Source organism: Vibrio sp. IB15 (assembly GCF_016406055.1).
GTDB lineage: Bacteria > Pseudomonadota > Gammaproteobacteria > Enterobacterales > Vibrionaceae > Vibrio > Vibrio chagasii.
Genome location: NZ_JAEFCE010000051.1, coordinates 1 through 14315, shown reverse-complemented (window position 1 = coordinate 14315; position 14315 = coordinate 1). Strand labels below are relative to the sequence as shown.

General features: G+C 45.9%; 13 protein-coding genes. 9 read left to right on the top strand and 4 right to left on the bottom strand.

Annotation, left to right across the window (positions count from 1 at the left end):
* Positions 1-55: 55 nt before the first annotated feature.
* The gene (locus JC606_RS17405) at positions 56-850 is read right to left on the bottom strand and encodes a helix-turn-helix transcriptional regulator (RefSeq protein WP_171369277.1); all 795 of its coding nucleotides are present in this window, start codon (positions 848-850) and stop codon (positions 56-58) included.
* 86 nt (positions 851-936) lie between these two features.
* Positions 937-1845 (bottom strand): EamA family transporter RarD, encoded by a 909-nt coding sequence (gene rarD, locus JC606_RS17400; RefSeq protein ID WP_102423285.1) that lies wholly within the window; start codon positions 1843-1845, stop codon positions 937-939.
* Between the two features lie 180 nt (positions 1846-2025).
* Here rarD and recQ point away from each other — a divergent pair, with 180 nt between their 5' ends.
* From recQ to JC606_RS17385, 3 genes are all read left to right on the top strand, one after another.
* Entirely contained in the window at positions 2026-3864 is a 1839-nt protein-coding gene (recQ, locus tag JC606_RS17395) for an ATP-dependent DNA helicase RecQ (RefSeq protein WP_137408765.1), read from the top strand.
* 15 nt (positions 3865-3879) lie between these two features.
* A complete protein-coding gene (locus JC606_RS17390) occupies positions 3880-4179 on the top strand; it encodes a DUF3630 family protein (RefSeq protein ID WP_061034315.1) in 300 nt (99 codons plus the stop codon).
* A gap of 257 nt (positions 4180-4436) precedes the next feature.
* On the top strand, positions 4437-5108 hold the full coding sequence (locus JC606_RS17385; RefSeq protein ID WP_061034316.1) for a 7-cyano-7-deazaguanine/7-aminomethyl-7-deazaguanine transporter: 672 nt from the start codon (positions 4437-4439) through the stop codon (positions 5106-5108).
* A 92-nt stretch (positions 5109-5200) separates the two neighbouring features.
* Here the strand turns inward: JC606_RS17385 and gppA are convergent, their stop codons facing one another.
* Together gppA and rhlB are read right to left on the bottom strand one after the other, a co-directional pair.
* Positions 5201-6697, bottom strand: coding sequence for a guanosine-5'-triphosphate,3'-diphosphate diphosphatase (gene gppA / locus JC606_RS17380; RefSeq protein WP_102423286.1), 1497 nt, complete (start codon positions 6695-6697; stop codon positions 5201-5203).
* A gap of 6 nt (positions 6698-6703) precedes the next feature.
* A complete protein-coding gene (rhlB, locus tag JC606_RS17375; protein WP_137408764.1) occupies positions 6704-8014 on the bottom strand; it encodes an ATP-dependent RNA helicase RhlB in 1311 nt (436 codons plus the stop codon).
* 111 nt (positions 8015-8125) lie between these two features.
* On the opposite strand from rhlB, the gene trxA reads away from it, so the two are divergent.
* The 6 genes from trxA (at position 8126) to fre (ending at position 13956) form a co-directional block, all read left to right on the top strand.
* Complete coding sequence (gene trxA, locus JC606_RS17370; RefSeq protein WP_004741193.1) at positions 8126-8452, top strand: thioredoxin TrxA; 327 nt, start codon at positions 8126-8128, stop codon at positions 8450-8452.
* 199 nt (positions 8453-8651) lie between these two features.
* Entirely contained in the window at positions 8652-9911 is a 1260-nt protein-coding gene (gene rho / locus JC606_RS17365; RefSeq protein WP_004741192.1) for a transcription termination factor Rho, read from the top strand.
* Positions 9912-10021: 110 nt separating this feature from the next.
* Positions 10022-11017 carry a hypothetical protein gene (locus JC606_RS17360; protein ID WP_137409171.1) on the top strand — a complete coding sequence of 332 codons (996 nt, stop codon included), beginning with the start codon at positions 10022-10024 and terminating at the stop codon, positions 11015-11017.
* A 97-nt stretch (positions 11018-11114) separates the two neighbouring features.
* Positions 11115-12956, top strand: a complete 1842-nt coding sequence (gene ubiD / locus JC606_RS17355) for a 4-hydroxy-3-polyprenylbenzoate decarboxylase (RefSeq protein WP_198779053.1) — start codon at positions 11115-11117, stop codon at positions 12954-12956.
* Positions 12953-13222 (top strand): 2Fe-2S iron-sulfur cluster-binding protein, encoded by a 270-nt coding sequence (locus JC606_RS17350; RefSeq protein ID WP_008224727.1) that lies wholly within the window; start codon positions 12953-12955, stop codon positions 13220-13222. The genes ubiD and JC606_RS17350 overlap by 4 nt, the downstream gene beginning before the upstream one ends.
* A gap of 20 nt (positions 13223-13242) precedes the next feature.
* A complete protein-coding gene (fre, locus tag JC606_RS17345) occupies positions 13243-13956 on the top strand; it encodes an NAD(P)H-flavin reductase (RefSeq protein ID WP_004741188.1) in 714 nt (237 codons plus the stop codon).
* Positions 13957-14315 lie beyond the last annotated feature (359 nt).

Sequence of the window (14315 nt, the reverse complement as noted above, 5' to 3'; positions counted from 1 at the left end):
TTGTTGAGCGCAGCTTACCGTGATTTCGATTCTCTCAATTGTAAATTATCAACACTTAGTTAATTTTCGATGGAGAAACACCAAATGCAGTCTTAAATGCCTTTGAGAAATGGGCTTGATCGTAGAAGCCCACTTGATGAGCGACCTCGGTTCCGCCGACACCTGATTTAATCAATCGCATGCCTTGCTCCATGCGTAAGCGACTTAACCATGCATAAGGGGTGATGCCCATTTTGTTCTTAAAGTGACGCTGAAATTGAGTTGTTGTCAGGTCACATAGCTCAGAAAGTTGCTCTAAGCGCACCGGTTGGTCGAGGTTTGCCATTAAATAGTCTTTGAGTGTATTCACCGATTGAGTACCAAGCTTCACCTGAGTTTTCGATCCAAACTGCGCGTAACGATCAACAATCGTCGAAAAACCTTCGAACGGCAGGCAATCTTGGGCGAGTTGACTGATATTTGGATTGATAAGTAGCCCATGAAGGTTACGTAATTGTAAAAAAGTCGCTTGATCGGAGAGGATCAACTCAGAAAAGCTCAAAGCGTGACCATTTGCGCTGTGATCGGCAAGATCGCCAAACCATTGAGGTGAGACAGAAAATACACTTACTTGGTAACCCGATTCGAGCTTTGAATGACCATCATGCAGCTCATCAGGTGGCATCATCACCACTTGTCCGGCGCCTGCGTGGTAACTCGTCCCTTTATAGACAAACTTCTGCTGCCCTTGGGTGATTAGGCCGATATGAAAGTCCAAATGATAGTGGCGCTGAAAGGCAAACTCTTGGTATTGAGCTTGGATCAGGCTGATATCTTGGCTAGATGTCGAGTAGTAGTGGACTTTATCCATGGTATAAAAAAGCTTGGTTAAATTATCATCAATTCAACCAAGCTTATCTCTGTATCTATAGATTGTCTTGTAAAAAACGATCAGTGTTAGCTTTTCGCTTGCTTACTCTTCTTGTTATTGCGCAGACCGTCGAAGCTGAAGATCACCAGTGCACCCCAAATGAAAGCAAAGGTAATCGCCTTATCCATGGTAAAGGCTTCACCGTAGATCAACACCGCAAGCAAGAACATCAAGCTAGGGCCAATGTATTGGAAGAAGCCCAGTGTCGAAAGCTTGAGTCTGGTTGCTGCTCCCGTGAAGCACAGCAGTGGCAGAGTGGTAATTACCCCCGCAGCGACCAGCAGTAAATTTAGCTGCATTGGATTCGCCAAAAAGTCTGACGTTGCTGTGTCTGCAATGAATAATAAGTAGATTGCCGCCGCTGGCAGCATCACTAAGGTCTCAATAAACAAGCCGGTCTGAGCTTCTAGATTCACTTTCTTACGTAACAAGCCGTAGAAACCAAAAGAAAAGGCCAGTGCGATAGCGACAACTGGAATCGAACCAAAGGCGATTAACTGGATAAGCACACCGATAGCCGCAAGCGCCACCGCACACCATTGAAGTTTTCTCAGACGTTCACCAAGGAAGAACATTCCAAGCAATACGTTAATCAAAGGGTTGATGTAGTAGCCGAGGCTGGCATCCAGCATATGATTGGCATTGACTGCCCAGATGAAGATCAGCCAGTTTGCACCCACCAAGAGAGAGGTTGCCACCAAAAACATCATTTTCGGTTTTGAAGTCAGAGTATCGCGCACTTTGCGCCAGCCACGACCAACGTGTAGCAGTAAAGCGAGTAGGAAAAAGGACCATACTACACGGTGGCTCAGGATCTCGAGAGGGGATACTTCACTGAGAGATTTGAAGTATATGGGAGCGATTCCCCACATGGTGTACGCGCCAATCGCAAGCAGTATTCCTTGGCGTGTGCGCTGTTGTTCGTCTTGTGTCATGTCACTTTCTCTGGCACGAAGTGCTTATTAATAGGATTTATATTGAGAGTTGGTCAGTATAGGAGCGTTAACCCTTTTCACCTAACAATTTGCGGTTTAATTCGCCAGCATTCCACTCTACAATGTGCGACTTGCTTGCCGATGCTGCATGCTGACTTTATACCTCGATTAGGAACCACAATGACCGCCACTCTGATTGCTGAGCAAACACCAACTCCCGCGAATGATGCGCAAAACATCCTCGAAGATGTATTTGGCTATCAAAGCTTTCGCGATGGTCAGCAAGAGGTCATTGATTTGGCTGTTCAAGGCCGAGATAGCTTGGTGATAATGCCGACGGGTGGTGGTAAATCTTTGTGTTACCAGATCCCGGCTTTAGTTCGTGAAGGGCTAACTTTGGTTATCTCACCGCTTATCTCGTTGATGAAAGACCAAGTCGATCAGTTGAAAGCCAATGGTGTAGCAGCGGAGTGCATTAACTCTTCCATGCCACGTGACCAGCTACTGAGTGTGTTTAATCGCATGAACTCAGGCCAGCTCAAGATGGTTTATGTATCACCAGAACGTGTGTTGATGCGTGATTTCATTGAACGCCTACAAGGTTTACCGCTTTCGATGATTGCGGTCGATGAGGCGCACTGTATCTCTCAATGGGGACACGACTTCCGCCCGGAATACGCGTCACTTGGTCAGCTTAAACAGTATTTCCCGCACGTTCCTTACATGGCGCTGACGGCAACGGCTGACGATGCAACGCGCAAAGATATTGTCTCGCGTCTACAGTTGGTGGAACCGCATACCTATTTGGGCAGCTTTGACCGTCCTAATATTCGCTACAACCTTGTTGAGAAACACAAACCAGTGTCTCAGGTGGTTCGCTACCTAGAAACTCAGAAGGGCAATTGTGGCATCATCTACTGTGGTAGCCGTAAAAAAGTCGAGATGGTCACCGAGAAGCTGTGCAACAACGGTATTCGTGCTGCGGGTTATCACGCGGGTATGGACACCGATGAGCGCGCTTACGTTCAAGAAGCCTTCCAACGCGATGATATTCAGATCGTTGTCGCGACGGTGGCGTTTGGTATGGGCATCAACAAACCTAATGTACGCTTTGTGGTTCACTTTGATATTCCACGCAACATCGAGTCTTACTATCAAGAGACTGGCCGAGCGGGTCGTGATGGCTTGCCTGCTGAAGCGATGATGCTGTTTGACCCTGCTGATATGGGGTGGCTGCGTCGTATGCTAGATGAAAAAGAAGAAGGTCCGCAAAAGCAGGTTGAGATGCACAAGCTGAATGCGATGAGTGCCTTTGCTGAAGCGCAAACTTGTCGTCGTCAGGTACTGCTTAACTACTTTGGCGAATATCGTGAGAAGCAATGTGGTAACTGCGATATCTGCTTAGATCCGCCAAAACACTTTGATGCGACCCAAGAGGCGCAGAAGGCGCTGTCTTGTGTGTACCGTGTGAATCAGTCGTTTGGTATGGGCTACGTCGTTGAAGTGATGCGTGGCATGCAGAACATCCGCGTGCGCGATAATGGTCACGATAAGCTCTCAACGTACGGTATTGGCCGCGACCACAGCCATGATTACTGGATCAGTATCTTCCGTCAGCTCATTCACAAAGGCTTGTTGTTCCAGAACATCACCCGTAACTCAACCTTGCAGTTAACTGAAGAGGCGCGTCCACTGCTACGAGGTGAGATGTCACTAGAGTTAGCGGTACCTCGTCTCGACACTGCGGTACGTAATGCTAAGTCAGATAAGCTAAGCAGCAAGAATTACGATAAAAAGCTATTTGCCAAACTGCGTAAGCTGCGTAAGTCGATTGCCGACGAAGATGGCTTACCCCCATACGTGGTATTCAGTGACGCAACATTGATTGATATGGCAGAAGTTCTGCCGACGTCTTACGGTGAAATGTTGGCGGTAAATGGTGTAGGCCAGCGTAAGCTCGACAAATACGCCGACCCATTTCTAGATTTGATTCAAGAACACATCACAACACACGGCTAATAACAGAGGTAATAAATGGAATTTGGTTTACGAGAGTATTTAGCAGAAGAAGGGCGCTTATTGGTGACAACACCGAGCTTTGACTTCGACTCTTACCCTGAAATTGGCGAACGCCTAGTGAACTTGCTATCGGCTACAGTTGTTGAAAAGCAGTGGGATGCAGACATGCACTCATGGCTGGTGGACTTTGAAGGGTGCCAGCTGTTCTTAAAATCTGAGCACTACAGTGAATCTGTGTGGTTTGAATCTCTTAGTCCAGAGGCGAGCCGTGAAGAGTTCGATTATCTAGCCGCTTTGTTCAAGCGTGGCTTCTAACGGTTAACATTGCCTCAAACTTGGTTTCTAGAAACCGAGCTTCAAACACCTTCTAGCAATAAAAATGAGAATAAACGTTTGCGTCTGTTCTCACCATTGCAGCTAAAATTGATTAATGTATAATCGCCCGCCGCTCAAAAGAGCAAATGATAGATACATTTTTCATTCACATTATTGGTAAGAGCTTTCTTTGTTTCGATAGAGAAATGACTCGATTTGGGTTCCCTCACCCCCAAACCAAACTAAAAAGGTACAGCATGAGTAACTTTACCCCTGCGCAACAGCGCAAAGCCCTAGCATTATTAGTCTTGTTCCATTTAGTGATTATTGCGTCAAGCAACTACTTGGTTCAGCTACCCTTTACCATCTTCGGTATGCATACCACTTGGGGCGCTTTCACTTTCCCATTTATCTTCTTAGCAACAGATCTGACCGTTCGCATTTTTGGTGCTCAGCTTGCTCGTAAAATCATTTTCTTAGTGATGTTGCCTGCACTCGCGGTTTCTTACTTCTTGTCGGTGGTGTTCTTTGAAGGGCAATTCCAAGGCTTTAGCCATCTGGGTGAATTCAACTTATTTGTAGCCCGTATCGCAGCCGCAAGCTTCATGGCTTACTTGCTTGGCCAAATCTTAGATGTTCATGTTTTCAACCGCTTGCGTCAGCTTAAGCAGTGGTGGATTGCGCCAACCTGTTCAACGCTTTTTGGTAATGCTATTGATACCATCGCATTCTTTGCGATCGCTTTCTACCAAAGCCCAGATCCATTCATGGCTGAACATTGGACTGAGATTGCACTGGTTGATTACGGTTTCAAACTTATCATCAGTCTAGGCTTGTTTGTTCCTATGTACGGCGTGCTTCTGAACTACATCGTTAAGAAGTTAACCGCTGTGAACCCTGACTTTAAAGCGACAGGTGTTAATGTGTGAGGATCAGATTAGAAAGGCATTAGTGCAAAGATAATAAACAGCCCAAGTTAGTAGACTAACTTGGGCTATTTTACTTTTAGTGTCAGATATTATTATACGAGGCATTCAATAGAAAGTGGCCAGCCAATGTCTGTTTGTCGATTCGATTCAATCTCTAGCTCTGCAGCGGTCAGCGGGTTGTCGGCTAGCCATTGCTTAGAGAGTGTTAGAGTCAGATTATTATCGTCAGCCGTTAGCGTAAACTCAGGCTCTAGCTCTGGGTTACGACGGTGCGTTAATAGAATCGCTAGGCGAAGAATGCGTAGGATACGTTTACTGCTTGTGCCTGATACTGCGTGTTGTTCCGGCAGTGACGTTAGTTGTTCACGGTAGCGTCGCGTTAATTCACCTAGGTAGTGTTTCTGGGCGCGGGTGAAACCGGGTAAATCTAGGTTCTGCAGTAGGTAAGCACTGTGTTCACCGCCTTTTTTGAAGTCGATGGTCAAACCGATTTCATGAAGTTTGGCTGCGGTTTGCAGTAGGACGCTGGCTTGAGGTTCTGACACCCAAGTTTCGCCGCCTGCCTGCTCTAACAGAGCCTGCGCTGCTGCTGCGACTTGGTCACCGTAGCTTACGTCCATCTGGTAGCGTGATTGAACGCTCTTGATGGTGCGAGCACGGATATCGTCTTGGCGAAGCTCATCAACCATTTCGTAGGCTAGGCCTTCACGAAGTGCGCCGCCAGCCAGCGTCATCGAATCGATTTCAAGCAACTCAAAGATAGCAATCAGAATAGAAAGACCGCTAGGGAACACTAAAGCGCGCTCTAGAGTTAACCCTTCTATTTCTAGCTCTTCTAAGCGCTCAGTAATCATCGCTTGTTTTTGTAAGCGTTTAAGCTTGGTATGAGTGATAACCTCATCCATGCCTTGCGCTAGCATGATTTCTTGCAGTGCTTGAACGGTACCACTGGCACCAACACACACATCCCAACCGATATCGGTGTAGCTCTCTAAGATAGGAGCTAAGGTAGACTTCGCTGCTTCAATCGCGTTGTCGAAGTTGGTTGCGGTTAATTGGCGATCTTTAAAGTGGCGCTCAAGCCATGTTACACAGCCCATTTTTAGGCTAGTCAGCGCTTTTGCTGAGAAACCTTCACCAATGATCATCTCGGTACTTGCGCCACCAATATCCACTACCAGTCGGCGGCCGCTGCCACCAGAAGTGTGTGCCACGCCTTTATAGATAGTCGCAGCTTCTTCTTCACCGGAGATAACATTGATGTCGTAGCCAAGGATCTGGTTCGCTTTCTCAAGAAAGATATCCACATTAGTCGCGGTACGTAGGGTCGCTGTACCAACAATGCGGATATTTTCTTTTGGAATGTCCTGTAGTCGCTCTGCAAAGAGACTCAAACAGTCCCAACCGCGCTGCATAGCTTCGGTACTAAGCGCATTATTTTCATCTAAGCCTGCAGCTAAACGCACTTTGCGCTTAATCTTAGCCATGGTTTGTACGCTGCCATCGATATGACGCACAACGAGCATATGAAAACTGTTCGACCCGAGGTCGATTGCAGCGTAAAGCGGGGGTGACACTGTTTGACTCATAAGCGACTAAGCTTCCTTGTTGTGACGCGGTTGGCGTGGGCGACGGTTCTGGTTTGGTTTACGGTTACCGTTGCGTGAGCCATTGTTGTTTGAGCGGCGTTGTTGCGGGTTACGTGTGCGTAAGCGCAATGGTGCTGGTAGATCTTCTAGCAGTGCAGAAGCGTCGTAGTCAGACACTGGGATCGCGTGCTCAATGTACTCTTCGATTGGTGGCAAATTGATTGCGTAATCTTCACAAGCAAAGCTGATCGAGTGACCACTTGCACCAGCACGACCTGTACGGCCGATACGGTGAACGTAATCTTCACAATCGTCTGGTAGATCGAAGTTGAATACGTGCGTTACTTGAGGAATGTGTAGGCCACGAGCAGCAACATCGGTTGCAACCAGTAGGTCAACATCACCTTGAGTGAATTGCTCAAGAATCTTTTCACGTTTCTTCTGTGGTACATCACCAGTCAGCAGACCAACACGGTGACCATCGGCAGCCAAATGGCCCCAAACTGATTCACACTTGTGCTTGGTGTTAGCGAAGATGATAGCGCGCTCTGGCCACTCTTCTTCTACTAGTGTCTGCAGCAGTGCCATCTTGTGTTCGTTAGAAGGGTAGAACAACTCTTCTTTAATACGGTGGCCTGTTTTACGCTCTGGCTCAACAACAACATGCTCTGGGTTATGCATGTGCTCGAAAGCCAACTCTTGTACACGGTAAGACAGAGTCGCAGAGAACAGCATGTTCAAACGATCTTTAGGCTCAGGCATACGACGGAACAAGAAGCGGATGTCTTTAATGAAGCCCAGATCGAACATACGGTCTGCTTCATCCAGCACGACTGCTTGAATGTGGTTAAGGTTAAATACCTTCTGCTTGTAGAAATCGATAATACGGCCAGTGGTACCAATTAAGATATCTACGCCTTCTTCGATCTTACCTAGCTGCTTGTCGTAGCTTTCGCCACCGTAAGCCAATGCTGCTTTGATACCAGTGCTTGCGACTAGGGATTCAGCATCGTTGTAGATCTGAATCGCGAGTTCGCGAGTAGGTGCCATAATAATCGCACGTGGCTGGTTAGGCTTGCGCCCTTCATGCTCAGGTGTTTTTAGTAGGTGGTTAAAAGTAGCAGTAAGAAACGCAAGCGTTTTACCAGTACCCGTTTGGGCCTGGCCTGCAATGTCTTGGCCGGTGAGCAGTACCGGGAGCGCCAAGGCTTGGATAGGGGTACAATAATCGAACCCTTTTTTCTCCAATCCTTCAATGACTTGCGGAAGTAAATCCAAGTCGGCGAACTTTTGCTCTGTGATATGCGTCTTTTTCATTGCTATAGAATATCAGCTTAAGCTTGCAATACGAAAGTAAATACATTCCAATAGGGCATCTATTTACTGGTTATCATCCAACCAGTTCTAAAAAATACATTGGAGTGGAAGATGAGTGATAAGATTTTGCAGCTAACTGATGACGGTTTTGAGAACGATGTGATCAACGCTGCAGGCCCTGTTCTTGTTGATTTTTGGGCAGAATGGTGTGGCCCTTGTAAGATGATTGCGCCGATTCTTGATGAAATCGCAGACGAGTACGAAGGCAAGCTCACTATCGGTAAACTTAATATCGACCAAAATGCTGGAACACCACCAAAGTTTGGTATTCGCGGCATTCCAACGCTTCTTCTTTTCAAAGATGGCGGCGTAGCAGCAACTAAAGTTGGTGCATTGTCTAAAACTCAACTTAAAGAGTTCCTAGACGCTAACCTATAATCAGGTGAGCATTTGATAAAGAAACCGTGCAGTTAACAAATGCACGGTTTTGTTTTTTCTAAGCTATGGACTAGTCTTAGTTTTAGTGCTAATTTATCGCACGTTAATTGAACGAATTTCTCTTCTTGGTCGATCCTGTGACCGAATCCCTCTTAACTAGAAAACAGATCTTATTTTGACTAAACAAGCATCCACCACAATGAATCTTACAGAACTGAAGAACAGACCTGTGTCTGAACTTGTTAAACTTGGCGAAAGCCTAGGCCTTGAAAACCTAGCTCGTCTAAGAAAACAGGACATTATCTTCGCTATCCTTAAAGCACATGCAAAAAGTGGTGAAGACATCTTCGGTGACGGTGTTCTTGAAATTCTGCAAGACGGTTTTGGTTTTCTTCGTAGTGCAGACAGCTCGTACTTAGCGGGTCCTGATGATATCTACGTATCACCAAGTCAGATTCGTCGTTTCAATCTACGTACTGGTGATTCAATTGCCGGAAAGATTCGCCCACCTAAAGATGGCGAACGTTACTTTGCTCTACTTAAAGTAAACACGGTAAACCACGACAAACCAGACAACGCTCGTAACAAAATCCTTTTTGAAAACCTTACCCCTCTACATGCTAACGAACGCATGGTTATGGAGCGTGGTAATGGTGCGACAGAAGATATCACAGCTCGTATTCTTGACCTTGCGTCTCCAATTGGTAAAGGTCAGCGTGGCTTGATTGTTGCACCGCCAAAAGCGGGTAAGACAATGCTTCTGCAAAACATCGCGCAAAGCATCGCTCACAACCACCCTGAGTGTGAACTAATGGTTCTACTTATCGATGAGCGTCCGGAAGAAGTAACAGAAATGCAGCGCCTAGTTAAAGGTGAAGTAGTTGCTTCTACATTCGATGAGCCAGCATCTCGCCACGTGCAAGTAGCAGAAATGGTTATCGAAAAAGCTAAGCGTCTTGTTGAACACAAGAAAGACGTGGTTATCCTTCTGGACTCAATCACTCGTCTAGCGCGTGCATACAACACGGTAGTACCTTCATCAGGTAAAGTACTAACTGGTGGTGTAGACGCAAACGCACTTCACCGTCCTAAGCGTTTCTTCGGTGCAGCTCGTAACGTTGAAGAAGGCGGTAGCTTAACTATCATCGCTACAGCACTGGTTGATACTGGTTCTAAGATGGATGAAGTTATCTACGAAGAATTCAAAGGTACAGGTAACATGGAACTGCACCTTAACCGTAAGATTGCTGAAAAGCGTGTATTCCCTGCGATTGATTTCAATCGCTCTGGTACTCGTCGTGAAGAGCTTCTTACTAAGAACGATGAACTACAGAAGATGTGGATCCTGCGTAAGATTGTTCACCCAATGGGCGAAATCGATGCAATGGAATTCCTTATCGACAAGCTAGCAATGACGAAAACGAACGATGAGTTCTTTGACGCTATGCGTCGTCAGTAATCTTGATTAGCTGATAGTTATTAGAAAGCGCTGCCCTCGGGTAGCGCTTTTTATTTGCATTTTGTAGCGACAGCTTGCAGAATGACCAAAAGTGTTACAAGGAAGTTAAAATGCAACATGGACTGTTGTCATCATTACTCTTGTCTACTTCACTGTTACTTTCACCGGTCGGCATCGTTAATGCCACCGAGATGTCTCCACATACAGTAGAGTCTTGGCTTGAGAATGATCAAGTAAAACTAAAAACTGCTGAATTGCTTGAGCTTGTCGTGCGTGATGAAGTGAATTCGTTACGCTTTGCACTTGAGCGCCTGACATTTCCCCAGCAAGAGGTGGCTCGTTACCAACTCTTGAAGAAGATAGAACAACAAAAAATCGTACTCACACCGAAGATGTCTATCTTTGTGGAGCAACAGCTCGCTATTACGCCAACCTACCAAGTATTAGAGCGTGGTGATGGCTATGAGTTTACGGTTCCAGCCTTTAATTATCCTTCGATAGCAAACCGCTTAATCAAACAATTCCGTGCTGATCAAAATACATTGGTGTTTGTGCTCGATGCAGAGAAACAGAACCTCAACCTCAAAGAGTGGCTAACTGGATCTGAGCATCAGGTCCAAACTCGAGAAGCGCTACTCATAAGAGAATTGGATAGCTTGTCGCCAGAGGCCGTGAATTACTTAGCAAAACAGCTAACGGAGTCACCGATAGTCAGCTGGTTACCCTCTACCGAAGTAGTGGTTCGATTAGCACAGGTGAGCGAAGACCAGGATGTTTATCAAATCCTCTGGAAGATGAAAGCCGATTATCATAGCCAAGCTGAGCTGGTTCGTCTCGCTGAGAGTAAATCCCCATTTGCCTTAGAGCAGGTGATGGCTGCAACGAAAAACCCAAGATTAAAAGAAGAAGCGATTACTTTGCTGACGAGAGTGAACCCACTTTCAGAAGAGGTGAAAGACTTTTTCGTTTCTCGCATGGCGATCGCCGATGATGCGCCATTGGTCGCTCGTGAGTTGGCAAAACAAGGGCACACCAACTGGCTACAAGACCTAGTGAATGATAACCCACAAGTCAAAAGTTCAGTGATACAGCAAGTGCTTCCGTAACTGGGTTTTACCTCTCAATAACCATACTAAAAAGGGGGATCTCACGATGCCCCTTTTTGATATACTGAGCGCAGAATAATCAGCATGTAGAAGTTCTATGAGTTTTAAAGATTTACGTGATTTTATCGACCATCTTGAAAGCATTGGTCAGTTGAAACGCATTTCTCACCCAGTCGACCCAGACTATGAAATGACCGAAATTAGCGACCGTACTCTACGTGCTGGTGGCCCGGCTCTTCTGTTCGAGAATCCGGTAGGTTATGACATGCCTGTTTTGACCAACCTATTTGGCACTCCCAATCGTGTTGCGATAGGCATGGGCCGCCAGGAAGTTAAAGAACTGCGCGAAGTGGGTAAGCTATTGGCTTACTTAAAAGAGCCAGAGCCGCCGAAAGGTTTTAAAGACGCGATTGATAAGTTACCTGTGTTCAAACAGGTATTGAACATGCCGGCTAAGCGTCTTCGTAAAGCAGCATGCCAACAAGTCGTGTGGCAAGGCGACGAGGTCGACCTAGATAAAATTCCAGTAATGAGCTGTTGGGCTGACGATGTCGCGCCACTACTTACTTGGGGTTTAACGGTTACCCGCGGCCCGAACAAGAAACGCCAAAACTTGGGCATCTACCGCCAACAAAAGATTGGTAAGAACAAAATTATCATGCGTTGGTTAGCTCACCGTGGTGGTGCGTTGGATCTACGTGACTGGGCTGAACAGAACCCAGGTACGCCGTTTCCAATATCTGTTGCGTTTGGCGCAGATCCTGCAACGATTCTTGGCGCGGTAACGCCAGTGCCAGATACCTTATCGGAATACGCGTTTGCTGGTCTGCTGCGTGGTAGCAAAACTGAAGTGGTTAAATCGATCAGTAATGACCTAGAAGTCCCAGCAAGTGCTGAAATCGTGATGGAAGGTTACATCGATCCGAATGAATTCGCTGACGAAGGGCCTTACGGCGATCACACTGGTTACTACAACGAGAAAGAAAAGCACAACGTGTTTACCATTACTCATGTAACCATGCGTGAGAACCCGATTTACCACAGTACATACACAGGTCGCCCGCCAGATGAACCTGCAGTATTGGGTGTTGCATTGAATGAAGTGTTTGTTCCTATTCTTCAAAAGCAATTTCCGGAGATAGAAGATTTCTATCTACCACCTGAAGGTTGTTCGTATCGAATGGCTGTGGTGACTATGAAGAAGCAATACCCAGGTCACGCTAAACGAGTGATGATGGGCGTATGGTCTTTCTTACGTCAATTCATGTACACCAAGTTTGTATTAGTGTGCGATGAGGATGTTAACGCTCGCGATTGGTCACAAGTTACGGCTGCGATGTGCAAACATATGGATCCGTCACGTGATACCTTGATGATAGAGAACACGCCAATTGATTCGTTGGACTTTGCATCACCGGTAGTTGGGTTAGGTTCTAAGATGGGCTTAGACATCACTAAGAAGTGGGATGCCGAGTTGGCATTGTCGCCTGATGTGCAATCTACCCCAGAAAGCAGTGATCATATCGAAGGTGGTTTAGCTGAATTAACCAAAGTTCATCCTGAAATTATTGATATTCACCTGCAGAACGATAATGCCAGCATGGTTGTGGTATCTATAGATAAACAAGCTGCAGGGAATGGTAAGAAAATCATGGAAGCGGTTTGGTCTCAATTTGATGAGAACAAGTTCGTTGTCGTCTGTGATGGTGATGTTAACGTGAGCGACTGGAACGACATCATCTGGGCGGTAACCACCAGGATGGATCCAGCTAGAGATACCTTATTCCTTCAGAACGAAATGGGGCACTCTAAAGTGGGACTCGATGCAACCAATAAGTGGGAAGGTGAGTGTTTGCGTGAGTGGGGCGTTCCAATCACAAAAGATCCTGAGCTGGTCAAAAAGATTGATAGCATCTGGGAACAACTAGGAATTTTATGAGCTACCAAGTAGTCTTGTACCCAGAAAACATCAGTTTCACCGTAGAAAAAGGGCAAACGGTCTTGGATGCTGCGCTCAACAGCGATATCTATTTCCCTAACCGTTGCCAAGTTGGCGCATGTGCTATGTGCATGTGCAAAAAATTAGAAGGCCAAGTGAGTTACCACCTTGAACCCATGCTCACAGAGAAAGAGCAGCAACAGGGTTGGATTTTCGCTTGCCAAGCATTTGCAGAAAGTAATTTAGTTCTAACCTTTGCCGATTAAGGGTTAGTGAGAGGAAGAACATGACTATTAAATGTAAAGTTAAGTCTATCGAGCCTTTGGCTTGTAACACTTACCAAATCCTGCTTCATCCAGAGACACCAGTTGCCTTTAAAGCTGGTCAGTACCTGATGGTTGAAATGGGTGAGAAAGATAAGCGTCCATTTTCAATTGCGAGCAGCCCTTGTCGCCATGAAGGTGAACTAGAACTACATATTGGTGCTGCTGAACACAATGCTTATGCATTAGAAGTGGTTGAAGCAATGAAAAAGGCACAAGCTGAAGATGGTGATATCGCGATTGATGCGCCACACGGTGATGCGTGGATTAAAGAAGAGAGTGAACGCCCTCTACTATTGATTGCTGGTGGTACGGGTTTTAGCTACGTACGTTCGATCCTGGATCACTGCATTGCACAAAACAGCAAGAAAGAGATTCACCTTTACTGGGGTGCAAAAGACGAGTGCCAGCTATACGCGAAAGAAGAGCTTGTCGATATTGCAGAAAAGCATAGCAATGTACATTTCGTACCTGTAGTAGAAGAGGCGCCGGAAGTTTGGCATGGCCAAACTGGTAATGTGCTTGAAGCTATTACACAAAGCTTCGAATCACTGGCTGATTTTGATATCTATATTGCAGGTCGCTTTGAAATGGCGGGCGCAGCAAGAGACCTATTTACACAAAATAAAGAAGCAAAGCGTGACCATATGTACGCAGATGCTTACGCGTTTATCTAATAATTCCTTTAGATTTAGTGCAAAAAGAGAGCAGAAATGCTCTCTTTTTTATATTTAGGTGAACTATTAGACACTTAACCTCTATTTATTCATTTTTTATGAAAAAGTAGTTGCTAAGCTGAAAGGGTTCCCTATAATGCGACCCCACTGAGACGGCAGGCGCCATAAGGCTTCAGCAATAATCAGTAAGACGGAAAGCGACAAAAAATTAATTTTCAAAAAGTGTTTGACACTGAATGTTAATTCGCTAGAATGGCCGTCCACTTCGAGAGGCCCCTTACTAAAAAGGAACGCTCAAGAAGTTAAGCTCTTTAACAATTTAAACCTATCAATCTGTGTGGGCACTCGTTGATGAATAT

Bases quoted from the DNA above. Each gene is read 5' to 3' on its own strand.
- JC606_RS17405 (WP_171369277.1), bottom strand. From the start codon at position 850: ATGGATAAAGTCCACTACTACTCGACATCTAGCCAAGATATCAGCCTG.
- JC606_RS17390 (WP_061034315.1), top strand. From the start codon at position 3,880: ATGGAATTTGGTTTACGAGAGTATTTAGCAGAAGAAGGGCGCTTATTG.
- JC606_RS17360 (WP_137409171.1), top strand. From the start codon at position 10,022: ATGCAACATGGACTGTTGTCATCATTACTCTTGTCTACTTCACTGTTA.
- rhlB (WP_137408764.1), bottom strand. From the start codon at position 8,014: ATGAAAAAGACGCATATCACAGAGCAAAAGTTCGCCGACTTGGATTTA.
- ubiD (WP_198779053.1), top strand. From the start codon at position 11,115: ATGAGTTTTAAAGATTTACGTGATTTTATCGACCATCTTGAAAGCATT.
- rho (WP_004741192.1), top strand. From the start codon at position 8,652: ATGAATCTTACAGAACTGAAGAACAGACCTGTGTCTGAACTTGTTAAA.
- JC606_RS17350 (WP_008224727.1), top strand. From the start codon at position 12,953: ATGAGCTACCAAGTAGTCTTGTACCCAGAAAACATCAGTTTCACCGTA.
- fre (WP_004741188.1), top strand. From the start codon at position 13,243: ATGACTATTAAATGTAAAGTTAAGTCTATCGAGCCTTTGGCTTGTAAC.
- gppA (WP_102423286.1), bottom strand. From the start codon at position 6,697: ATGAGTCAAACAGTGTCACCCCCGCTTTACGCTGCAATCGACCTCGGG.
- JC606_RS17385 (WP_061034316.1), top strand. From the start codon at position 4,437: ATGAGTAACTTTACCCCTGCGCAACAGCGCAAAGCCCTAGCATTATTA.
- recQ (WP_137408765.1), top strand. From the start codon at position 2,026: ATGACCGCCACTCTGATTGCTGAGCAAACACCAACTCCCGCGAATGAT.
- trxA (WP_004741193.1), top strand. From the start codon at position 8,126: ATGAGTGATAAGATTTTGCAGCTAACTGATGACGGTTTTGAGAACGAT.
- rarD (WP_102423285.1), bottom strand. From the start codon at position 1,845: ATGACACAAGACGAACAACAGCGCACACGCCAAGGAATACTGCTTGCG.